Source organism: Stenotrophomonas maltophilia (assembly GCF_047782825.1).
Taxonomy (GTDB): Bacteria; Pseudomonadota; Gammaproteobacteria; order Xanthomonadales; family Xanthomonadaceae; genus Stenotrophomonas.
This window is the reverse complement of record NZ_CP180589.1, coordinates 3,725,861-3,749,496: the sequence shown is the minus strand read 5'-3', so window position 1 is coordinate 3,749,496 and position 23,636 is coordinate 3,725,861. Positions and strand designations below refer to the sequence as shown.

Below are 23,636 nucleotides of genomic sequence, written 5' to 3'. Positions count from 1 at the left end.
GACGCCGGATGGATTTCACGTTTTTTTCCGGGGTGAGTAACAACGGCCCTGCCCCCCTCACCACAGGCAAAAAGAAACCCGCGCCGGAGCGCGGGTTTCCAGGTGACACATGCCGCGGGCGATGGATCAGCCGCGCAGCTGCTCCAGCGCGGCGTTGAAGGTCGCGCTCGGGCGCATGGCCTTGCCGGCCTTGGCCACGTCCGGGCGGTAGTAGCCACCGATGTCCACGGCCTTGCCCTGCACCGCGGCCAGCTCGTCGACGATGGTCTGCTCGCTGTCGGTCAGTGCCTTGGCCAGCGGGGCGAAGCGGGCCTTCAGTGCGGCGTCTTCATCCTGCGCGGCCAGGGCCTGGGCCCAGTACAGCGCGATGTAGAAATGGCTGCCACGGTTGTCGATGCCACCCAGCTTGCGCGACGGCGACTTGTCGTTGTCCAGGAACTGGCCGTTGGCTTCGTCCAGCGCCTTGGCCAGCACGCGGGCTGCGGCATTGTCGTAGCGGTTGCCCAGGTGTTCCAGCGACGCGGCCAGGGCCAGGAATTCACCCAGCGAATCCCAGCGCAGGTAATCCTCTTCGACGAACTGCTGCACGTGCTTCGGGGCCGAACCACCGGCGCCGGTCTCGAACAGGCCGCCACCGGCCATCAGCGGCACGATCGACAGCATCTTGGCGCTGGTGCCCAGTTCCATGATCGGGAACAGGTCGGTCAGGTAGTCGCGCAGCACGTTGCCGGTCACCGAGATGGTGTCCTCGCCCTGGCGGATGCGGTCCAGCGAGAAGGCGGTCGCTTCCACCGGCGGCAGGATGCGGATGTCCAGGCCGTTGGTGTCGTGGTCCTTCAGGTACTGCTCGACCTTGGCGATGACCTGCGCGTCGTGGGCGCGGGCGGCATCCAGCCAGAACACGGCCGGGGTGCTGCTCAGGCGGGCGCGTTCGACGGCCAGCTTCACCCAGTCCTGGATCGGTGCGTCCTTGGTCTGGCACATGCGCCAGATGTCACCGGCTTCCACGGCGTGCTCGAACACCACAGTGCCCGCGTCGTCGGTGACCTTGACCACGCCATCGGCCGCGATCTGGAAGGTCTTGTCGTGCGAGCCGTACTCTTCGGCCTTCTGCGCCATCAGGCCGACGTTCGGCACCGAGCCCATGGTGGCCGGGTTGAAGGCACCGTTGGCCTTGCAGTCGTCGATGACGGCCTGGTACACGCCGGCATAGCAGCGGTCGGGGATGACGGCCTTGGTGTCCTGCAGCTTGCCTTCGGCATTCCACATCTTGCCGGAGTCGCGGATCATCGCCGGCATCGAGGCGTCGACGATCACGTCGCTCGGCACGTGCAGGTTGGTGATGCCCTTGTCCGAGTTGACCATGGCCACGCCCGGGCGCTGCGCGTACTCGGCGGCCAGGTCGGCTTCGATGGCGGCGCGGGTGGCTTCGGGCAGCGACGGCAGGCGCGCGGCCAGGTCACCGATGCCGTTGTTGGCATCGAAACCGGCCTGCTTCAGCACGTCGGCGTGCTTGGCCAGCACGTCCTTGTAGAACTCGTTGACCGCAACGCCGAACATGATCGGGTCGGAGACCTTCATCATGGTCGCCTTCAGGTGCAGCGAGAACAGCACGCCCTGGGCCTTGGCATCGGCAATCTGCTCGCCGATGAAGGTGGCCAGCGCCTTGCGGCTCATGACGGCGGCATCGACGATCTCGCCGGCCTTGACCGCGGTCTTTTCCTTCAGCACGACGGCGCTGCCGTCCTTGCCGTGGAAGGTGATCTTCAGTGCACCGGCGTTGGCCAGCGTGGCCGACTTTTCGCTGCCGTAGAAATCACCGGCGGCCATGTGCGAAACGTGCGACTTCGAATCCGACGCCCAGGCGCCCATGCGGTGCGGGTGCTTGCGGGCGTAGTTCTTCACCGACAGCGGCGCGCGGCGGTCGGAGTTGCCTTCGCGCAGCACCGGGTTCACCGCGCTGCCCTTGACCTTGTCATAGCGCGCCTTGTAGTCGCGCTGCTGGTCGTCGGCCGGGGTTTCCGGGTAATCCGGCAGCGGATAGCCCTGGTCCTGCAGTTCCTTGATGGCCGCCTTCAGCTGCGGCACCGAGGCGGAGATGTTCGGCAGCTTGATGATGTTGGCGTCCGGGGTGGTCGCCAGCTGGCCCAGCTCGGCCAGGTCGTCGCTGACCTTCTGCGCATCGCTCAGCAGTTCGGGGAACTGCGACAGGATGCGGCCGGACAGCGAGATGTCACGGGTTTCCACCACGATGCCAGCGGTGGCGGTATAGGCGTCGATGATCGGCAGCAGCGACTGGGTCGCCAGGAACGGTGCTTCGTCGGTCAGCGTATAGAGGATCTTGGACATGGGGGACTTGGACTCTGTAGCAGTTCTCAGGGGAAGGCCGGCGCCAGCGCCGGGCCACGTGCAACCGTGTCACTTTCCCTCGTCGCCGTCAGGGTGGGCGCGCGGCGGGGAAACCCCTGCATTGTCGCGTTTTCAGCCGCGCGGGGCAAAGCCATGCCATACGCTGAGGTACTGCGCTGCGGCAACGCAGTGATCCATTGCCGTGGTATCGGTTGCAACCATCGCCGCGCGCCCACGCGTGGCGTGGTCTACACCCGGCGCGGCGGCCGTTCGGGTAGATCCACGCCATGCGTGGATGCGGCCCAGCGTGCAACCGCCCAACAAAAAAGACGCAGCCTCGCGGCTGCGTCCATCGTGAGTCCAACCGGGAGAGAGTCGGCGGGACTTACTTGACCTCGAACTCCTGCGGCGTTCCGGCCGCCTTACCATCAACCATGACTTCGGCGCGGTACTTGCCGGCCGGCCAGCCATTGGCATTCTTGAACGTGATGTTGGTGGTCTCGGCGCCGCTGGTGTTCAGCGTGGCGCTCTGTTCACCGGCCACTTGGCCGTCCTGGAAGGTCAGCTTGGCGCCCATGTTGACGTTGCTGGCGGCGCCATCGGTCTTCACCGAAACGACCACATCGTCCTTCGGCGCGAACAGGGCGGCCGTGGCAACGGACTTGTCCGCAGCCGCGCTCTTGCCCACGGTGACCGAGGACACGGCCACGGCGCTTGCGGCGGCCATCGGCGGCGGCGCGCCGGTCATTGGCGCCGGTGCCGGCTCGGCCGGGGCAGTGGCGGCCGGGGCGGCATTGGTATCGGTGGATTCTTCCTTCTTCTTGCAGCCCACCAAGGCAACACTGCCCAGCAGGGCGGCCAGCAGGGCGTTCTGAAGCGGCGTGGTCTTGATCATTCGTGGTTTCTCCCAGGCATGTTCGGATAGCGATCGTGGGCCGGTTGCGGGTCCGGCTTACTTCGGCGGCAGCTTCAGGGTCTGGCCCGGGAAGATCTTGTCCGGGTCGTCAAGCACATCGCGGTTGGCCTCGAAGATCTTCTTCCAGGCGTTGGCATCGCCCAGGTGCTGCTTGGCGATCTTCGACAGCGAATCTCCCTTCTGCACGGTGTAAGTGCCGCCACTGACAACATCAGCGGTGCTGTCCACCGATGCGCTCACGCCGGAAAAGTCCGCCTTGGGAACCTGTTGCGCGGTACTGTCGACGCTGGCGCTTACGCCGGAGAAATCGGCCTTCTTCTCGGTACTCATCCACACACTCCCGTCTGCATGACTACGTGGTATGCACGGTGCCATGGCGGTTGTTAAATGGGGATGGTGCAGATGTGAAGCCGCCCCCCGGGGCGGCTGAACAATCGGGGTGGCCGATGGCCCCTGCGCTCGCCGGGCGTGGCCCGTCGCTACCCGTAGGCGCCGGCCATCCCCTGCGGTGGTAGCGCCGGGCCATGCCCGGCGGCGCTTATTGGCGCAGCTCGCGGTAGGTCGCAGCGGGGGCTGCGATGCCGGGACTGGCACGCCAGGGATTGATGTCCAGGCCACCGCGGCGGGTGTAGCGCGCTTCCACTTCCAGCCACTGCGGCTGGCAGCGTGCGGACACCTCGCTGAAGATGCGCTCGACGCACTGCTCGTGGAACTCGGCGTGCTCGCGGTAGCTGACCAGATAGCGCAGCAGGCCGGCACGATCGATCTTCGGGCCCCGGTAGCGCAGGCTGACCGTGGCCCAATCCGGCTGGCCGGTCACCGGGCAGTTGGATTTCAGCAAGGCCGACACCAGAGTCTCTTCCACCACGTTGGCCGCATCGGCGGCCAGATAATCGGCCTGCGGCGGGCCATAGCAGTCGATCCCCACCTCCAGCCCGTCGATGGACTCACCCAGCGGCGCTTCGCGCAGTTCCGGCAGGCCGAATTCCACCTGCACCGGGGCACCGGCACAGGCCGACAGATCGGCGACCAGGCGCTCGCGCAGTGCTTCGGCACTGTCGATACGGGTGCTGTTGAGAGAGTTCAGATACAGCTTGAACGACTTCGATTCGATCAACCGCGGCGAAGTGCACGGCACCTGCACGGTGGCCACGGCCACCTGCGGCTTGCCACGCGGGTCGAGCCAGCTCAGTTCGAAGGCGTGCCAGCGGTCATGGCCGACGAACGGCAGCGCGGCATCATCGAGGCCGATTTCCGAACGGGCGCCGATGCGCGGGATGGGAAACAGCAGGCCGGGATCGTACTGCGACGGGTAACTGACCTCGCGACCGAGGCTGGAGTCCTGGGGGGTGTTCATGGGCGTCATTGTATCGCGCGCAGGGCGGGCCTTCGGCCGGATCGGCCAACGGCGGAGCCCCTCCGTGGTGGTTAAGAGCAGGATCTCGGGGTTGGCCGGGAGGGTGGGTTGGCTGGGGGACGCTGCAAGTACGTCCATGTAAGCTCGGTCGCCGCATCCATGCGGCTCACGCCCCCAGCCAACCCACCCTCCCGGCCACGGACAGTTTCCCGCGCCACCACGGGAAAGATCAGGAAAATCAAATTCAAAAGCAGAAGCCGGCCGTTCAGACGTTCATGACGTCCGCCATCCACGCATGGCGTGGATGGATCCATCAGATATCGAAACGATTCCGGGGTCGGAGCCCGTTGCGAAACAACGGGATCCAACCCCGTGCCGTTCCGACGGATCGCAGGAAACTGTCGGGGGCGGGGTGGTGTGGGCTTGCAGGACCGCAGGCGCCATGGATGGCGCCTACGAGCCTCCATGGATGGATTTACGGCGTGTCCTGCAAGCCCACACCGCCCCGCCCAACCCACAGAAAACCAGCCCCGCTTTTGACGTTGCCGTTAGCGGGTGCAGGGCTGCAAGCCCTGCCGTTACCCCTCAGCCGGCGCCGTGCAGGTAATCCAGGCTGACCTGCAGCAGCGCGCGCAGGCCCACATCCAGCGCCTTCTCATCCAGCAGGAACTTCGGCGAATGGTTCGCTGGCGCCGTCGCCGGATCGATCCCCACGCTGGTCGAACCCACGAAGAAGAACATGCCCGGCACCTCCTTCGCGTACAGCGAGAAATCCTCCGCCCCCATCTGCAGCGGCGGCTCGTACACGTTGTCCTTGCCCACCACCGCCTGCAGGCTCGGCAGCATCTTCGCGGTCAGCGCCGGGTCGTTCACCGTGGCCGGGTTGCCTTCCGATTCGTAGATGTCCGTCACCGCCTTGGCGCCGTGCGCGGCCGCGGTGTGTTCGGCCACGTTGCGCAGGTCGGCGAAGATCTGCTGGCGCATGCCTTCGTCGAAGGTGCGGATGGTGCCGACCATCTCCACTTCATCCGGAATGATGTTGTAGCGGATGCCGCCGTTGATCGCGCCGAAGGTCAGTACCGCCGGTTGCTTGGACAGGTTGGCGCGGCGGCTGACGATGGTCTGCGCGGTGCCCACCAGGTCGGCCGTGGCCACGATCGGGTCCACCCCATTCCACGGCGCCGAGCCATGCGTCTGGCGGCCGATCACCCTGATGCCGAACCGGTCGGACGCGGCCATCAGCGGGCCACCGCGCACGGCGATCTGCCCGGCCTGCACGCTGGAAAACACATGCAGGCCGAACACCGCTTCCGGCTTGAAGTCGGCGAACAGGCCTTCCTTCAGCATCAGCGCGGCACCACCTTCCTCCGGCGGCGGCGCGCCTTCCTCGGACGGCTGGAAGATCAGCATCACCTGCCCCGGCAGGTCCTTCCTCATCGCCACCAGCGCCTCGGCCACGCCCAGCAGGGTGGCGGTATGCGCGTCGTGGCCGCAGGCATGCATCACCCCCACGGTCTGCCCGCGGTACTGCGCGGTGGCCTTGGAAGCGAACGGCAGGCCGGTCTGCTCGGTCACCGGCAGCGCGTCCATGTCCGCGCGCAGGGCGATCTTCGGGCCCGGCTTGCCGCCTTCGATGATCGCCACCACGCCGTGGTGGGCGATGCCGGTGCGCGGCTTGAGGCCCATCGCGCGCAGGCGCTTGGCGACCTCGGCCGAGGTGCGCTCCTCGCGGTTGGACAGCTCGGGGTGCTGGTGGAAGTCTCGCCGCCACTCCACCACCCGGGCCTGCAGGCGCTGCGCGGCAGCAGTCACTTCCGGGCGCTCGGCCTGTTCGGCGTGGGCAAGGGCCGGCAGGGCCAGCAGCAGGGCGGACAGCAGCAACGAACGGCGCATCTCATGTCTCCACGGCAGGGGGCTTCACCTGAATGTAGGGCAACCCCGCCGCCACGGGAACCTCCAGCGCCGCGCCCGGTCTTAGCGCCCGTCCCATCCGTCATGCAGGAAACGTGATGTGGCACAGGTATGCTTTGCGCATTGCCACCCGGGGTCCCGCCCCGTCCAGCCCTCTTGGAGTCCTTGAATGTCACGTGTTTGGAAGATCGTGCTGCTGGTCGTGGCAGTGCTGGTGCTGGCCGTGGTGGGCCTGCGTGTACTGGGGGGCGGCAAGGACAAGGCCGCCGGGCAGGCGGCTGGCGCACGCCAGGGCGGTGAGGATCCCGATGCCGGTCCGGTGCCGGTGACCGTGGTCGATGCCGCCCGCCAGGACGTGCCGGTGTACGCCAGCGCGCTGGGTACGGTGACCGCGATGAACACCGTGACGGTCAGCCCACAGGTGGGCGGCCAGCTGATGAGCCTCAATTTCCGCGAAGGCCAGGAAGTGAAGCAGGGTGACCTGCTGGCGCAGATCGACCCGCGCAGCGCCCAGGCCAGCTATGACCAGGCCGTGGCCGCCAAGCGCCAGAACGAAGCGCTGCTGGCCACCGCCCGTTCCAACTACCAGCGCTCCAACGCGCCGGAGTACCGCCAGTTCGTCGCCAAGACCGATCTGGATACACAGCGAAACCAAGTGGCACAGTACGAAAGCGCCGTGGCCGCCAACGAAGCCAGCGCGCGCGCCGCGCAGGTGCAGCTGCAGTACACCCGCATCACCGCGCCGATCTCGGGCATTGCCGGCATCCGTGCGGTCGACGCCGGCAACGTGGTCAACGCCGGTACCGCGCTGGTCACCCTCACCCAGATCCACCCGATCCACGTGCTGTTCAACCTGCCCGAGCGCCAACTGGGCGACGTGCGCCAGGCGCAGAACGCCGGTGCAGTGCCGGTGGCCGCACTGGACCGCGCCGATTCGCACGTGCTGTCCGGTGACGGCAAGCTGGACGTGGTCGACAACCTGATCAGCGCCGACAGCGGCACGTTCAAGGCCCGCGCGATCTTCGACAACACCGACAACGGCCTGTGGCCGGGCCAGTTCGTCAACGTGCGCATGCAGCTGCGCACCATTGCCGGCGGCGTGGTCATTCCCACCCAGGCGGTGCTGCGTGGCCCGGACGGCGAGTACGTCTATGTGGTGCAGGGCGACAATACGGTGAAGATGCAGACCGTGCGCAGCGGCGTGGAAGTGGGCGACAGCCAGGTGCAGATCGCCGAAGGCCTGAAGGGCGGCGAGCGGGTGGTCAGCGAAGGCCAGTTCCGCCTGAAGCCGGGCAGCAAGGTGACCGCGCTGAAGCCGGGCGAGACCCCGGCCGCGCCCACCGAGGCCGAGCTGAAGGCCGCCGAACAGAAGAGTGGTGGCGGCGGTGGCCGTCGTGGTGGCGGCCCGCGCTGAGCGCAGGCCTCCCTTTCCTTCCGCGCCGGCCTCGATGCCGGCGCTGCCATTGAAGCACCAGCAAGGATCCGTCCGTGGGCTTTTCGACGATCTTCATCCGCCGTCCCATCGCTACCTCGCTGTTGATGGCGGGTCTGTTGCTGCTGGGCATCCTGGGTTACCGCAAGCTGCCGGTGTCGGCGCTGCCGGAAATCGATGCGCCCAGCCTGGTGGTCACCACCCAGTACCCGGGTGCCAACGCGACCACCATGGCCTCGCTGGTGACCACGCCGCTGGAGCGCCAGTTCGGGCAGATCTCCGGGCTGGAGCTGATGACCTCCGATTCCTCGGCAGGCCTGTCGACCATCATCCTGCAGTTCTCGATGGACCGGGACATCGACATCGCCGCGCAGGACGTGCAGGCGGCGATCCGCCAAGCCACCCTGCCCTCCTCGCTGCCGTACCAGCCGGTCTACAACCGGGTGAATCCGGCCGACGCGGCCATCGTCACCCTGAAGCTGACCTCGGACACGCGCCCGCTGCGTGACGTCAACAACTACGCCGACTCGATCCTGGCCCAGCGCCTGTCGCAGGTGCAGGGTGTGGGCCTGGTATCGATCGCCGGTAACGTGCGCCCGGCCGTGCGCATCCAGGTCAATCCCGCGCAGCTGTCGAACATGGGCCTGACCATGGAGGAGCTGCGCAGCGCGCTCACCCAGGCCAACGTCAATGCGCCCAAGGGTTCGTTGAATGGCAAGACCCAGTCCTACAGCATCGGCACCAACGACCAGCTGGCCAGCGCCGCCGAATACCGCGACACCATCATCAGCTACAGGAACGGCCGCCCGGTGCGGCTGTCCGACGTGGCCGACGTGGTCGATGGCGTGGAGAACGATCAGCTGGCCGCCTGGGCCGATGGCAAGCCGGCGGTGCTGCTGGAAGTGCGCCGCCAGCCGGGCGCCAACATCGTGCAGACCGTCGAGCGCATCCGCGCGATCCTGCCGCAGCTGCAGGGCGTGCTGCCGGCCGACGTGCACCTGGACATCTTCAACGACCGCACCGAGACCATCCGTGCCTCGGTGCATGAAGTGCAGTTCACCCTGATCCTCACCATCGGCCTGGTGGTGGCGGTCATCTTCGTGTTCCTGCGCCGGTTCTGGGCCACCATCATTCCCTCGGTGGCGGTGCCGCTGTCGCTGGCCGGCACCTTCGCGGTGATGGCCTTTGCCGGCATGTCGCTGGACAACCTTTCGCTGATGGCCCTGGTGGTGGCCACCGGCTTCGTGGTGGACGATGCGATCGTGATGATCGAGAACATCGTCCGCTACATCGAGCAGGGCAAGAGTGGCAAGGAAGCGGCCGAGATCGGTGCGCGCCAGATCGGCTTCACCGTGCTGTCGCTGACCGTGTCGCTGGTGGCGGTGTTCCTGCCGCTGCTGCTGATGCCCGGCGTCACCGGCCGCCTGTTCCATGAGTTCGCCTGGGTGCTGAGCATCGCGGTCGTGCTGTCGATGCTGATCTCGCTGACGCTCACGCCGATGATGTGCGCCTATCTGCTCAAGCCCGACGCCCTGCCCGAAGGCGAAGACGCACATGAGCGCGCGGCGGCGGCCGGCAAGCAGAACCTGTGGACGCGCACCGTCGGCCTGTACGAACACAGCCTGGACTGGGTGCTGGGCCACCAGCGCCTGACCCTGGCCGTGGCCGGCGCCGCCCTGGTGCTGACCGTGCTGTTGTACGTGCTGATTCCCAAGGGCCTGCTGCCCGAACAGGACACCGGCCTGATCACCGGCGTGGTCCAGGCCGACCAGAACATCGCCTTCCCGCAGATGGAACAGCGCACCAAGCAGGTGGCCGAAGCCCTGCGCAAGGACCCGGACGTGACCGGCGTGTCGGCCTTCATCGGCGCCGGCAGCATGAACCCCACGCTCAACCAGGGCCAGCTGTCGATCGTGCTGAAGGAGCGCGGCGAGCGTGATGGCCTGGATGAGATCCTGCCGCGCCTGCAGAAGGCAGTGGCCGGCATTCCGGGCGTGGCGCTGTACCTGAAGCCGGTGCAGGACGTGACCCTGGATACCCGCGTGGCGGCCACCGAGTACCAGTACTCGCTGTCGGACGTGGATCCGGCCACCGTGGCCACCCAGGCCACGCGCCTGACCGAGGCGCTGCGCCAGCGCCCGGAACTGGCCGACGTGGACAACAACCTGTCCAACCAGGGCCGTGCGCTGGAACTGAACATCGACCGCGACAAGGCCAGCGTGCTGGGCGTGCCGATGCAGACCATCGATGACACGCTCTACGATGCGTTCGGCCAGCGCCAGATCTCCACCATCTTCACCGAGCTCAACCAGTACCGCGTGGTGCTGGAAGTGGCCCCGGAATTCCGCACAAGCACCGCGCTGATGGAACAGCTGGCCGTGGCCTCCAACGGTGCCGGCGCGCTGACCGGCACCAACGCCACCAGTTTCGGCCAGGTCACCTCGTCCAACTCGTCCACCGCCACCGGCATCGGCGCGCAGAACACGGGCATCACCGTCGGTGCGGGCAATATCATCCCGCTCTCGGCCCTGGCCGACAGCAAGGTGACCAGTGCGCCGCTGGTGGTCAGCCACCAGCAGCAGCTGCCGGCGGTGACGGTGTCCTTCAACATCGCCCCGGGCTACTCGCTGTCCGATGCGGTCAAGGCCATCCAGGAAACCAAGGACAGCCTGGACATGCCGGCCCACCTGCATGCCGAGTTCATCGGCAAGGCCGCCGAATTCACCGGCAGCCAGACCGATGTGGTGTGGCTGCTGCTGGCCTCGCTGGTGGTGATCTACATCGTGCTGGGCGTGCTGTACGAAAGCTACATCCACCCGATCACGATCATTTCCACCCTGCCCCCGGCCGGTGTCGGCGCACTGCTGGCACTGATGGTGTGCGGGCTGAGCCTGTCGGTGGACGGCATCGTCGGCATCGTGCTGCTGATCGGCATCGTGAAGAAGAACGGCATCATGATGGTGGACTTCGCCATCGAGGCGCGCCGTGCCGGTGCCAACGCGCACGAAGCGATCCGCCGCGCCTGCCTGCTGCGCTTCCGCCCGATCATGATGACCACCGCCGCGGCCATGCTGGGCGCGCTGCCGCTGGCGCTGGGCACCGGCATCGGTTCGGAACTGCGCCGCCCGCTGGGCATCGCCATTGTGGGCGGCCTGCTGCTGTCGCAGCTGGTCACGCTGTACACCACGCCGGTGATCTACCTGTACATGGAACGCTTCTCCGAGTGGCTGGCCCGCCGCCGAGAGCAGCGCGCACTGCGCGACGGCACGCTGCAGGAGCCGCAGGCATGATCCACGCCCCGCTGCTGCGGGGGGCCGCACGATGAACCTGTCCGGCCCCTTCATCCGCCGCCCGATCGGCACCGCCCTGCTGGCCATCGGCCTGTTCATGATCGGCGTGATCTGCTACCTGCGGCTGGGCGTGTCTGCGCTGCCGAACATCGAGATCCCGGTGATCTTCGTGCACGCCAGCCAGTCTGGCGCCGACGCGGCGACCATGGCCTCCACGGTGACCGCACCGCTGGAACGCCACCTGGGCCAGCTGCCGGGCATCGACCGCATGCGCTCGTCGAGCTCGGAAGGCAGCTCGCTGGTGTTCATGATCTTCCAGACCGACCGCGATATCGATTCTGCGGCGCTGGACGTACAGACCGCGATCAATTCGGCGCAGGCCGACCTGCCCTCGGGGCTGGGTTCGCCGATGTACCAGAAGGCGAACCCGAATGATGATCCGGTCATCGCCATCGCGCTGACCTCGCAGACGCAGTCGGCCGACGAGTTGTACAACGTGGCCGATTCGCTGCTGGCCCAGCGCATCCGCCAGATCAGCGGCGTGGCATCAGTGGATATCGCCGGCGCCTCGACGCCGGCCGTGCGCGTGGACGTCAACCTGCGCCTGATGAACGCCCTGGGCCTGACCGCCGATGACCTGCGCAATGCCGTGCGCGCGGCCAACGTCACCTCGCCCACCGGCTTCCTCAGCGATGGCAACACCACCACGGCCATCATCGCCAACGATTCGGTCGCCCGCGCCGCCGATTTCGCCGATCTGGTGGTGAAGACCCAGGGCGATGGCCGGGTGATCCGCCTGAAGGACATCGCCAACGTCTACGACGGCCAGCAGGATGCCTACCAGGCCGCCTGGTTCGACCACAAACCGGCCGTGGTGATGTACGTGTTCACCCGCGCCGGCGCCAACATCGTGGAAACCGTGGACCGGGTGAAGGCGCAGATTCCCGCGCTGCGCGACTACCTGCAGCCCGGCACCACGATGACGCCGTACTTCGACCGTACGCCGACCATCCGCTCGTCACTGCATGAGGTGCAGATCACCCTGCTGATCAGCCTGGCGATGGTGGTGCTGACCATGGCGCTGTTCCTGCGCCGGCTGGCGCCGACCCTGATCGCCGCGGTCACCGTGCCGCTGTCGCTGGCCGGCGCGGCGCTGGTGATGTACGCGCTGGGCTTCACACTGAACAACCTGAGCCTGCTGGCGCTGGTGATCGCGATTGGCTTCGTGGTGGACGATGCGATCGTGGTGATCGAGAACATCATGCGCCACCTGGATGAAGGCATGCCGCGCATGCAGGCGGCCTTCACCGGTGCGCGCGAGATCGGCTTCACCATCGTCTCCATCACCGCCTCGCTGGTGGCGGTGTTCATTCCGCTGTTGTTCGCCAGCGGCATGATGGGCGCGTTCTTCCGCGAGTTCACCGTCACCCTGGTGGCGGCCATCGTGGTCTCGATGATCGTCTCGCTGACCCTGACCCCGGCGCTGTGCAGCCGCTTCCTCAGCGCGCATGACCACACCGCCGCACCGTCGCGCTTCGGCCGCTGGCTCGATGCCGGGCATGACCGCATGCTGCGCATCTACACGGTGTTCCTGGACTTCTCGCTGCGCCATGCGCTGCTGCTTTCGCTCACCCCGCTGATCCTGATCGGCGTCACCATCTTCCTGTTCGGTGCGGTGAAGAAGGGTGCGTTCCCGCCGCAGGACACCGGCCTGATCTGGGGCCGCGCCAACTCCAGCGCCACGGTGTCCTTCGAGGACATGGTGGCCCGCCAGCGCCGCATCACCGACATGCTGATGGCCGACCCGGCGGTGAAGACCGTGGGCGTGCGCCTGGGCAGCGGCCGCCAGGGTTCCAGCGCGCAGTTCAACGTGGAACTGAAGTCGCGCAAGGAAGGCCGCCGCGAAACCACCGCCCATGCACTGGCGCGCCTGAGCGCCAAGGCCGACCGTTACCCCGACCTGCAGCTGCGCCTGCGCGCGATCCAGGATCTGCCCAGCAACGATGGCGGTGGCAACAGCCAGGGCGCGCAGTACCGCATTTCACTGCAGGGCAACGACCTGGCCGCACTGCAGGAATGGCTGCCCAAGCTGCAGGCGGCATTGAAGAAGAACCCCAAGCTGCGTGACGTGGGCACCGACGTGGACAACGCCGGCCTGCGCCAGAACATCGAGATCGACCGCGCCAAGGCGGCGCGGCTGGGCATCTCGGTCGGTGCGATCGATGGCGCGCTGTATGGCGCCTTCGGCCAACGCCAGATCTCCACGATCTACTCGGACATCAACCAGTACAGCGTGGTGGTCAACGCGCTGCCGTCGCAGACCGCCACGCCGGCGGCGCTGGACGAGGTCTACGTGAAGGCACGCAGCGGCGAAATGGTGCCGATCACCGCGGTGGCCCGCCAGGCGCCGGGGCTGGCGCCGTCGCAGATCACCCATGAAAACCAGTACACGACGATGGACCTGAGCTACAACCTCGCGCCCGGCGTCAGTGCCGGCGAGGCCAAGGCGATCATCGATTCGACGGTGGCAGGCATGCGCATGCCGGGCGACATCCGCCTGGCCGACGATGCGGGCTTCGGCTTCAATTCCGACCCCAGCGACATGCTGATCCTGGTGATGGCGGCGATCCTGACCGTGTACCTGGTGCTGGGCATGCTGTACGAAAGCCTGATCCACCCGGTGACGATCCTGTCCACCCTGCCGGCGGCCGGCGTGGGCGCGCTGCTGGCGCTGTTCGGCACCAACACCGAACTGTCGGTCATCTCGATGATCGCGCTGGTGCTGCTGATCGGCATCGTCAAGAAGAACGCGATCATGATGATCGACTTCGCCCTGGTGGCGCAGCGCGAGCATGGCCTGGCGCCGCGTGAGGCCGCGCGTGAGGCCAGCATCGTGCGCTTCCGCCCGATCATGATGACCACCATGGTGGCGATCCTGGCGGCGGTGCCGCTGGCGATCGGCCTCGGTGAGGGCTCCGAGCTGCGCCGGCCGCTGGGCATCGCGATGATCGGCGGCCTGCTGTTCTCGCAGAGCCTGACCCTGCTGAGCACCCCGGCGCTGTACGTGATCTTCTCGTGCCTGGCCGAACGCTGGCGCGCCCGCCGCGCGCGGAAGCGCGAAGCAAAGCTGCTCAAGCGCGCGCAGCGCGCGTGACGGGAGGTGCCGGCCAGCGGCCGGCACTACCGCGGAAGGCCATCCACGCATGGCGTGGATCTACGGGTAGAGCCGGCCGCTGGCCGGCTGCCTGGTCCCCCCGGGTTTGACGCACCGTAACGAAAAGAGAACAATTCGCATCCAGCCATGGTCCTGCGCCCCGTTGCGGCGCCCCGCTGCCGGTTCCCGGCACGCCTGCGTGATCCCAGCCATTGACCTTTCCCCCTGCATGGGCGGATGGCTCGTGGCCGTCCGCCGAGGACCTCCATCGATGCTGCCCACCCGTTCCCCCCGCCTGGCCACCCTGGCCATCGCCCTGTCCGTCGCCTGCGCTGCCCACGCCGAAGCGCCGGCCGACACCCGCAGTGCCACCGACCTGGATGCGATCAAGGTCACCGCCGAACGCACCCACACCGATGCCGGTGCACTGGGCGATCGCGCCCTGCGCGATACCCCGTTCGCCATCACCGCCGTCGGCCGCGAGCAGCTTGAACAGCGCCAGGTCGTGTCGCTGGGCGAAGCCTTCCTGTTCGACCCTTCGGTCAGCACCCAGGTCAGCGCCTATGCCAGCGGCTGGAGTTCGCCGATCCGCAACCGCGGCATCGACCTGAACTTCGACAGCTACCGGGTCAACGGCCTGCAGGTGTCCTCGTGGGGCACCGAATGGCCGCTGGAAGTGATGGAGCAGGTCGACCTGCTGAAGGGCCCGGGTGGTTTCCTGTATGGCTTCGGCGCGCCGGGCGGCATCGTCAACTACATCACCAAGAAGCCGACCGAAACGCCGACCTTCTCCGCCCAACTCGGCTGGCGCGAACAGGGCATCGTCAGCGGTGGCGTCGACACCGGCGGCCGCTTCGGCAACGAGCAGATGTTCGGCTACCGCTTCAATGCCTACCGGGAGAACGGCGAGACCTTCAACGGCGGCCACGTGGACCGCAAGGTCGGCGCGCTGTCGCTGGATGCGCGCCTGAGCGATGCGCTCACCTGGACCTTTGATGGCGTGTTCCAGTCACGCGACCTGAGCGAGGAATCGCCGCAGTACTACTTCCGCGGCCTGACCTCGCTGCCGCGCACGATCGCCGGTGATGTCGACAACAGCGTACCGGGCACCTACTACGACACCCGTTCCAGCCTGCTGTCCACCGCGCTGGACTGGCAGATCAACAGCGACTGGAAGGCCAGCCTGAGCTACGGCGTGACCACCTCGTGGAACGACGTGAACAAGATCTTCGCCTACATCGACGATGTGAACGGCGACTACGACGTGAACGTCTACGAGCTGGGCGGCAAGAGCGAATGGAAGCTGGCCCAGGCGCTGGTGCAGGGCAGCTTCCGCACCGGCCCGCTGCAGCACCAGCTGGTAGCCGGTATCAGCCACCAGACCGGGCTGGGCTGGGACCGCCCCTATGAGTGGACCACCATCGGCCGCGCCAACCTCTACCAGCGTTCCAGCATCCGCCACGATGCGGTGGGTTCGCGGGTGCTGAGCCGCGGCGATGAAACCGTGCAGCAGGCGGTGTTCGCCAGCGACACCGTCGATTTCGGCGGCGGCTGGTCGCTGCTGGCCGGCTGGCGCTACAACGACTTTGAAACCAAGGGCCGCTACCACACCTACCCGGTCACCCCGACCTACGCGGTGATGTTCAAGCCCAGCGAGGCCGTCACCCTGTACGCCAGCTACATCGAATCGCTGGAAGCCGGCAGCCGCGTGGGCAATTCCTACATCAATGCCGGCGATGTGCTGGACCCGACCATCAGCAAGCAGTTCGAAGTGGGCGCCAAGGTGGAAGCCGCACGCTGGAACGCCAACGTGGCGGCGTTCCTCCTGGAGCGCGGTGCCAACATCGACCAGCAGACCGATGCCGGGCTGCGCCTGGTGCAGGATGGCATCACCCTTTACGAAGGCGTGGAGGCCAGCGCCGACCTGCACCTGACCGATGCGCTGACCCTGGGCGGCGGCGTGACCTGGCTGGACCCGACCTACGACAAGCTGTCGCCGTCCAGCGCATCGCAGGAGGGCAACCGCACCGTGGGCGCCGCCCGCTGGAGTGGCGTGCTGCATGCCAGCTACCAGCTGCCGTGGGTGGATGGGCTGGAAACCTACGCCGCCGTGCGCTACTACGGCGATGTCTGGTACGACGCGGACAACACCCTGAAACTGCCCGACTACACTCTGGTCAATGCCGGGGTGGGCTACCGCCTGCTGGCGTCCGGGCACCCGGTCACCCTGCGTGCCAGCGTGGAAAACCTGGCCAACCGCAGGTACTGGTCGAACGCGGGCGTCGGCCTGCCGCGCACCTTCGCGGTGAGCGTGCGCTGGGAGATGTAACCGGCTTCGGTAGCGCCGGGCCATGCCCGGCGGTTCTGCCTGTCCGCCGCGCATGGCGCGGCGCTACCGTATTCGATGGTTGGTCCGCACATCGAACGCCCCATTTCACGCGCGCACCGCAATAATGGGGGGCATCCCGCCACCCGAGCCTGCATGTCCGCCCGCGATTCCCGTTTCAGCCGCCTGTGGGCCCATGAGAAGGCCAGCTATGGCCTGCGTGTGTTCATCGCCCTCACCGCGGCACTGGGCCTGTGCTGGCATCTGGACGCGCTGCCGGCGCTGCCCGGCGTGTTTCTGGGCATTATCGCCAGCGCCATCGCCGAAACCGATGACAACTGGTGGGGCCGGACCAAGGCGGTACTGCTGTCGCTGCTGTGCTTCTGCATCGCCGCCGCCTCGGTCATCTGGCTGTTCCCGTTGCCGTGGGTGTTCATCGGCGCACTGGCACTGTCCACCTTCAGCCTGACCCTGCTGGGCGCGCTGGGCGAACGCTATGCCTCCATCGCCCAGGCCACGGTCACCCTGGCCATCTACACCATGATCGGGCTGGAACAGCATGGCGGTGCCGGCGATCTGGCGCGCGCCCTGGATGCGGTCAGCCACCTGCTGGCCGGTGCCGTCTGGTACGGCCTGCTGTCGATCCTGTGGACGGCGCTGTTCGCCAACCGCCCGGTGCGCGAACGGGTCGCGCGCCTGTATGTGGAACTGGGCCGCTACCTGCAGCTGAAGGCCACCCTGTTCGAACCGGTGCGCGAAGCTGACCTGCAGCGCCGCCAGCTGGATCTGGCCGAACAGAACCGGCGCGTGGTCGGTGCGCTGAACGAGGCCAAGACGGCGATCCTCGCCCGCTTCGGCCGCTCCGGCCGGCCCGGCGTGAATTCCGGCCTGTACCTGCGCCTGTACTACATGGCGCAGGATTTCCACGAGCGCGCCAGTTCTTCGCACTACCCGTATGGCGATCTGGTCGATGCGTTCTTCCACAGCGATGTGCTGTACCGCTGCCAGCGCCTGCTCGACCTGCAGGGCCAGGCCTGCGCGCGGCTGGGTGAAGCGATCCGCCTGCGCCGCCCGTTCGTGTACGGCGAAAGCAACCAGCAGGCCGGGCGTGACCTGGCCGATGCGCTGGCCTACCTGCGCGACCAGCAGCGCCCGCAGTGGCAGCGCCTGCTCGGTTCGCTGGATCTGCTGGTGCACAACCTGCGCAGCATCGAACGCCGCCTGCTGGACGCCGAGCGTTCCGAGGCCAGCCTGGACAACGTCGATACCCGCCTGCGCGACAGCAACCCGCACACCCTGCGCGAAATGGGCGTGCGCATCCGCCAGCAGCTCACCCCCGGGTCGGTGCTGTTCCGCCACGGCCTGCGCATGGCGCTGGCGCTGATCGCCGGCTTCGTGGCCATCCGCCTGTTCAATGCACAGAACGGCTCGTGGGTGCTGCTGACCATCGTGTTCGTGTGCCGGCCCAACTTCGGTGCCACCCGCCAGCGCCTGGCCCAGCGCATCGTCGGCACGCTGGCCGGCCTGGTGCTGACCTGGGCGCTGCTGCAGCTGTTCCCGCAGCTGCACGTGCAGCTGCTGATCGCCCTGCTGTCGGCGCTGCTGTTCTTCTTCACCCGCACTGACCGCTACCTGGTGGCCTCGGCGGCGATCACGGTGATGGCACTGACCTGCTTCAACCTGATCGGCGATGGCTTCGTGCTGATCGTGCCGCGCATGGTCGATACGGTGCTGGGCTGTGCGATTGCCGCCGCAGCCGCGTTCCTGATCCTGCCCGACTGGCAGGGCCGGCAGCTGCACCTGGTGCTGGCACGCGTGCTGGATACCGCCGCGCGCTACCTGGATTCAGTGCTGGGCCAGTACCGCAGCGGCATGCGCGACGACCTGGCCTACCGCATCGCCCGCCGCGACATGCACAACGCGGACGCGGCGCTGTCCACCGCGCTGTCGAACATGCTGCGCGAGCCCGGCCACGTGCGCCGCAACCTGGACGCCGGCTTCCACTTCCTGGCCCTGTCCAACACCCTGCTTGGGCATCTTTCGGCCTTGGGCGCGCACCGCGACCAGGTGGACAGCTACGCCGGCGATCCGCTGGCGCTGGCCGCCGGTGAGCGCGTACGCAAGGCGCTGCAGCAGCTGGCCACGGCGCTGACCGCGCGGCAGCCGGTCAGCGAGGAGGACAACGATGCCGATCGCGCGGTGGCCGCCGAGCTGGAACAGATCGAAGATGCCATGCCGCCGAAACTGCAGCTGATCCGCACGCAGATGGCGCTGGTGCTGCGGCTGCTGCCGAAGGTGCGCGCAGCGGCCAACCAGGCGGTGGCGACCCTGACCTGACACCGTGCCGCCGGGCATGGCCCGGCGCTGCCGACGGCGCAACATCGTGTTGCAGTTGGCGCTGCATCGCGATCACGCCGCCGGGTTGATACTGGGCCATCCCCCCGTTGCTGGATGCTCCCCATGAAGATCGAACTTGGCGGCCGCACTGCGCTGGTCACTGCCTCCACCGCCGGCATCGGCCTGGCCATCGCCGAGGGGCTGGCCGCGGCCGGCGCCACGGTGGTCATCAACGGCCGCAGCGCCGACAGCACCGAGCGCGGGCGCCAGCGCCTGCTGGCCGCGGTGCCCGGCGCCGAGGTGATCGGCGTGGCGGCCGACCTCTCCGATGCCGCCGGCGTGGAGACCCTGCTGGCCGGCCTGCCGAAGATCGACATCCTGGTCAACAACGCCGGCATCTTCGGCCCGCAGGATTTCTTCGACACCGACGACGCCACCTGGGAACGCTACTGGCAGACCAACGTGATGTCCGGCGTGCGCCTGGCCCGCGCCCTGCTGCCGGCCATGGTCGATGCCGGCTGGGGCCGGGTGCTGTTCATTTCCTCTGAATCGGCGCGCAACATCCCGGCCGACATGATCCATTACGGGGTCAGCAAAACCGCGCAGCTGTCGCTGTCGCGCGGTCTGGCCAAGCGCGTGGCCGGCAGCGGCGTCACCGTCAACGCGGTGCTGCCCGGCCCGACCCTGTCCGACGGCTTCGCGGCGATGTTCGAGGAAGAGCGCGCACGCAGCGGCAAACCGCTGGAGCAGATCGGCCGTGAGTTCGTCATGGCCCACCGCCCGGCGTCGGTGATCCAGCGCGCGGCCACCGTCGAGGAAGTGGCCAACATGGTGGTCTACCTGGCCTCTGCGCAGGCCTCGGCGACGTCCGGTGCCGCCCTGCGCGTGGACGGCGGCGTGGTCGACGATATCGTCTGAGGCCGCGGGTGGTGCGGGCCAACCGTCCGCACCTGCCGCAGCGTCGAGCGTGCTCCACTGCCCTGCCTGAGGGGCGGGAATGCTAGTCTGCGCCGGTCATAGGAGGTTCCATGTCCGGTCACAACCAGTTCGCCCTGCTGCGCCAGCGCCGCTTCCTGCCGTTCTTCATCGTCCAGGCCCTGGGCGCCTTCAATGACAACGTGTACCGGCAGGCAATCATCGGCCTGCTGTTCTACCTGGGCGTTTCCGAAGAGCAGCGTTCGCTGTACACCACGCTGGCACCGGCCATCTTCATCCTGCCCTACTTCCTGTTCTCGGCGCTGGCCGGACAGATCGCCGACAAGCTGGAAAAATCGCGGCTCATCGTGATCACCACCACCATGGAGATCGTGATCATGTCGCTGGCAGCCATCGGCTTCATCACCGAGAACCTGCCCTTCCTGCTGGTGGCCCTGTTCTGTACCGGCATGCAGTCGACCCTGTTCGGCCCGGTGAAGTATTCGGTGCTGCCTTCGGTGCTGAAGCCGGAGGAACTGACCGGCGGCAACGGCCTGGTCGAGATGGGCACCTCCATATCCATCCTGTCGGGCATGATCATCGGCGGCTCGGTGTTCCTGCTGGCCGGTGCCCATGGCCCGATCGTGGCGGCCACCGCGGTCATCGCGCTGGCGATCTGCGGCAACATCGCCGCGCGCATGATTCCCAAGGTCGACGCAGGTGATCCCGGCCTGAAGATCAACTGGAATCCGCTGCCCGAATCGCTGGTCGTGCTGCGCATGGCACGCGAGCAGAAGGCCGTGCGCAACGCCATCCTGGGTGTGTCCTGGTTCTGGTTCGTCGGCACCGTGCTGACCTCGCAGCTGCCCAACTACGCGCTGGCCAACCTGGGCGGCGAACCCAAGCTGTACCTGTTCGCGCTGGCACTGTTCTCGGTCGGTACCGGCGTCGGCTCGCTGCTGTGCGAGAAGCTGTCGGCGCGCACGGTGGAAATCGGCCTGGTGCCGCTGGGCGCGTTCGGCATGACCGCCTTCCTGCTGGACCTGTACTTCGCGCGTACCGGCGAGGCCACCGTGCAGAACCTGGGCGTGCTGGCCTTCCTGCAGCAGCCGGGCAGCATCCGCATCGTCATCGACCTGGTCGGCATCGGCCTGTTCACCGGCGTGTTCGTGGTGCCGCTGTTCGCGCTGATCCAGAGCCGCACGCCGAAAGCACAGATGTCGCGCGTGTTCGCCGCGCTGAACATCCAGAACTCCGGTTTCATCGTCGGCGCCGCCCTGCTGTCGCTGGCCGCGCACAAGCTGCTGCACTGGTCCATTCCGCAGCAGTTCCTGGCCCTGGCCATCGCCAATGCCATCGTGGCGATCTACATCTTCACCATCGTCCCCGAATTCCTGATGCGTTTCCTCAGCTGGGTGATGGTGCGCACGCTGTACCGGCTGCGGCCGCATGGCATTGAAGCCAACGTGCCCGACGAAGGGGCGGCGTTGCTGGTCTGCAACCACGTCAGCTACATGGACGCGCTGATCCTGTCGGCGACGATTCCGCGCCCGGTGCGCTTCGTCATGTACTACAAGATCTTCAATATTCCGGTGATGCGCTGGATCTTCCGCACGGCCAAGGCCATTCCCATCGCCGGTGCCCGCGAAGACCCGGCACTGATGCAGCGCGCGTTCGATGAAATTGATGCGGCGCTGGCCGAAGGTGAACTGGTCTGCATCTTCCCCGAGGGCGCGCTGACCAGGGACGGCACGATGGCGCCGTTCAAATCCGGCGTGGAAAAGATCCTCGAGCGGCGCCCGGTGCCGGTGGTGCCGATGGCCCTGCGCGGCATGTGGTCGAGCATGTGGAGCCGGCGCGACACGCGCCTGGGCCGCATGCGCGTGCCGCGCCGGTTCCGCGCCACGGTGCAGGTGGTGGCCGCCCCGGCCGTGGACGGCCACAGCACCGATGCGCCCACGCTGGAAGCCCAGGTGCGTGCCCTGCGCGGCGATCACGCCTGAGGATTTCCGCACGAACGCGGCGGCCCAGAGCCCGTTCCGATACACCCCCGTCCGCGGCCAGGCCAGGCGTGGCGGGGCTGTAAACGCATACATGCGGCGCCGGTTGCGGTAGATTACGCACCCACAGGGGGGAGGTTCGGTCTGTCTGCGACAGATCGACCGCCAAGGAATGGAGTCTTGCTTTGAATCAACCACCACCGCTCAGCCGTCCGGTCTATATCCCCAACCATCTGGTCTGGGCGATCCTGACGACGCTGTTCTGCTGCCTGCCGCTGGGCGTGGTGTCGATCGTATATGCCTCGCAGGTTGACGGCCGCCGCGCGGCCGGTGATCTGGCCGGGGCCTATGCTGCGTCGCGCAAGGCGGGTTGGTGGGCGGTGGCTTCGGCCGCGGCCCTGCCGATCCTGTTGCTGTTGTGGTTCGGGCTGTTCGGCGGCCTGGCCGCTCTGGGCGCTCTTTCCGACCATTGATTCACCACCACCACCCATCGAGGAGCTAGAACCATGAACACCACCACCCCGCAGGTCCCGAACAATCTGGTCTGGGCCATCCTGTCCACCCTGTTCTGCTGCCTGCCGGCCGGCATCGTGTCGATCGTCTACGCGGCGCAGGTGAACGGCAAGCTGGCTGCCGGTGACATCGCCGGTGCCCAGGAATCGTCCGAGAAGGCCAAGAAGTGGGCCATGTGGTCGGCCATCGCCGCTGTGGTCGTCGGCGTGCTGTACGTCATCCTGATCATGGCCATCGGCGGCCTGGGCGCCCTGAGCGGCGGCAACGGCAGCTACTGATGCCTGCGACGGGATCCGGCCACGCGCCGGGTCCCGTACTCCCTGCATGTCCGCACGACCTGTCCGTTCCCGACTGGCCCGCTGGGCGCCGCTGCTGGCCGCATCCGGGCTGGCCGCCGGCGCCGCCGTGGTGCTGCGCCACGTCAGTCCGTATGCGTCCGGCAATCCGCTGCCGGGCTGCCCGCTCTATGCGCTGACCGGCTTCTACTGCCCGGGCTGTGGCAGCACGCGCTGCCTGTATTCGCTGGTCCATTTCGACCTGCCCGGGGCGATGGCGATGAACCCGCTGCTGGTCATCAGCCTGCCGTTCCTGTTCCTGATGCTGTTGAACATGGCGGGCGTGCGCCCGAAGGTGCTGGACCCGTTGATGCGGGTGCTGGCCAGCCCGATGTTCTGGTTGTGGGTGTTGCCGGGGTATGCGGTGCTGCGCAATCTGCCGTGGGCGCCGTTTACTGCACTGGCGCCGGTGTAGTTTTCCCGCCAACGGCAGAGGCCCTCGTGGTGGGCGGCGCTGGTTGATGCTGGCGCAGGCCGGGCGGTGTGGGCTGCGCAGGGGACGCTGCAAGTCCCCCTCCGGGGCCCGGCCCAGCCGCTGGCGGCTGTGCGTTCGGGCGCTTGCGAAGCCGTGCTTCGCAAGCAAAGCGCCCTCACCCATGTAAGCTCGGTCGCCGCATCCATGCGGCTCACGCCCCTGCGCAACCCACCCGCCCGGCCTCTGACAGTTTCCGTGTGCGTCCACCACGGAAGAAAGAAGAAGAAGATCAAAAGCGCGAGCAAGAGCAAGAGCAAGAGCAAAAGCGGAGCGGGTCGCTTCGCTCGGCTATGCTGGTGCGATGAGTGAGCGACGTGATGAATTGA

General features: G+C 67.3%; 15 protein-coding genes. 10 read left to right on the top strand and 5 right to left on the bottom strand.

Features of this window, described 5'->3' with window-relative positions; translation table 11 throughout:
* Positions 1-126: 126 nt before the first annotated feature.
* From ACM2ZB_RS17340 to ACM2ZB_RS17320, 5 genes are all read right to left on the bottom strand, one after another.
* Entirely contained in the window at positions 127-2,349 is a 2,223-nt protein-coding gene (locus ACM2ZB_RS17340) for an NADP-dependent isocitrate dehydrogenase (protein ID WP_416056361.1), read from the bottom strand.
* Between the two features lie 385 nt (positions 2,350-2,734).
* The gene (locus ACM2ZB_RS17335) at positions 2,735-3,244 is read right to left on the bottom strand and encodes a hypothetical protein (RefSeq protein WP_416056360.1); all 510 of its coding nucleotides are present in this window, start codon (positions 3,242-3,244) and stop codon (positions 2,735-2,737) included.
* A gap of 57 nt (positions 3,245-3,301) precedes the next feature.
* Positions 3,302-3,595 (bottom strand): LysM peptidoglycan-binding domain-containing protein, encoded by a 294-nt coding sequence (locus tag ACM2ZB_RS17330; protein ID WP_108757357.1) that lies wholly within the window; start codon positions 3,593-3,595, stop codon positions 3,302-3,304.
* A gap of 208 nt (positions 3,596-3,803) precedes the next feature.
* Complete coding sequence (gene queF / locus ACM2ZB_RS17325) at positions 3,804-4,622, bottom strand: NADPH-dependent 7-cyano-7-deazaguanine reductase QueF (RefSeq protein ID WP_416056359.1); 819 nt, start codon at positions 4,620-4,622, stop codon at positions 3,804-3,806.
* A gap of 585 nt (positions 4,623-5,207) precedes the next feature.
* Positions 5,208-6,515 carry a M20 family metallopeptidase gene (locus tag ACM2ZB_RS17320; protein ID WP_416056358.1) on the bottom strand — a complete coding sequence of 436 codons (1,308 nt, stop codon included), beginning with the start codon at positions 6,513-6,515 and terminating at the stop codon, positions 5,208-5,210.
* A gap of 187 nt (positions 6,516-6,702) precedes the next feature.
* On the opposite strand from ACM2ZB_RS17320, the gene ACM2ZB_RS17315 reads away from it, so the two are divergent.
* The 10 genes from ACM2ZB_RS17315 (at position 6,703) to ACM2ZB_RS17270 (ending at position 23,250) form a co-directional block, all read left to right on the top strand.
* Positions 6,703-7,947: an efflux RND transporter periplasmic adaptor subunit gene (locus ACM2ZB_RS17315; RefSeq protein WP_313440864.1), complete on the top strand. Its 1,245-nt coding sequence runs from the start codon at positions 6,703-6,705 to the stop codon at positions 7,945-7,947.
* A gap of 74 nt (positions 7,948-8,021) precedes the next feature.
* Positions 8,022-11,255: an efflux RND transporter permease subunit gene (locus tag ACM2ZB_RS17310; protein ID WP_416056357.1), complete on the top strand. Its 3,234-nt coding sequence runs from the start codon at positions 8,022-8,024 to the stop codon at positions 11,253-11,255.
* Between the two features lie 31 nt (positions 11,256-11,286).
* The gene (locus ACM2ZB_RS17305) at positions 11,287-14,409 is read left to right on the top strand and encodes an efflux RND transporter permease subunit (protein ID WP_416056356.1); all 3,123 of its coding nucleotides are present in this window, start codon (positions 11,287-11,289) and stop codon (positions 14,407-14,409) included.
* Positions 14,410-14,680: 271 nt separating this feature from the next.
* Positions 14,681-16,738 (top strand): TonB-dependent siderophore receptor, encoded by a 2,058-nt coding sequence (locus ACM2ZB_RS17300; protein ID WP_416056355.1) that lies wholly within the window; start codon positions 14,681-14,683, stop codon positions 16,736-16,738.
* A 153-nt stretch (positions 16,739-16,891) separates the two neighbouring features.
* The gene (gene yccS, locus ACM2ZB_RS17295) at positions 16,892-19,072 is read left to right on the top strand and encodes a YccS family putative transporter (RefSeq protein WP_416056354.1); all 2,181 of its coding nucleotides are present in this window, start codon (positions 16,892-16,894) and stop codon (positions 19,070-19,072) included.
* A 123-nt stretch (positions 19,073-19,195) separates the two neighbouring features.
* Entirely contained in the window at positions 19,196-19,990 is a 795-nt protein-coding gene (locus ACM2ZB_RS17290) for an SDR family NAD(P)-dependent oxidoreductase (RefSeq protein ID WP_416056353.1), read from the top strand.
* Between the two features lie 110 nt (positions 19,991-20,100).
* Positions 20,101-21,990, top strand: a complete 1,890-nt coding sequence (locus ACM2ZB_RS17285; RefSeq protein ID WP_416056352.1) for an MFS transporter — start codon at positions 20,101-20,103, stop codon at positions 21,988-21,990.
* Between the two features lie 182 nt (positions 21,991-22,172).
* Positions 22,173-22,460, top strand: a complete 288-nt coding sequence (locus ACM2ZB_RS17280; protein WP_313440878.1) for a CD225/dispanin family protein — start codon at positions 22,173-22,175, stop codon at positions 22,458-22,460.
* Between the two features lie 33 nt (positions 22,461-22,493).
* Complete coding sequence (locus tag ACM2ZB_RS17275) at positions 22,494-22,778, top strand: CD225/dispanin family protein (protein WP_313440880.1); 285 nt, start codon at positions 22,494-22,496, stop codon at positions 22,776-22,778.
* A 46-nt stretch (positions 22,779-22,824) separates the two neighbouring features.
* The gene (locus ACM2ZB_RS17270; RefSeq protein WP_416056351.1) at positions 22,825-23,250 is read left to right on the top strand and encodes a DUF2752 domain-containing protein; all 426 of its coding nucleotides are present in this window, start codon (positions 22,825-22,827) and stop codon (positions 23,248-23,250) included.
* Positions 23,251-23,636 lie beyond the last annotated feature (386 nt).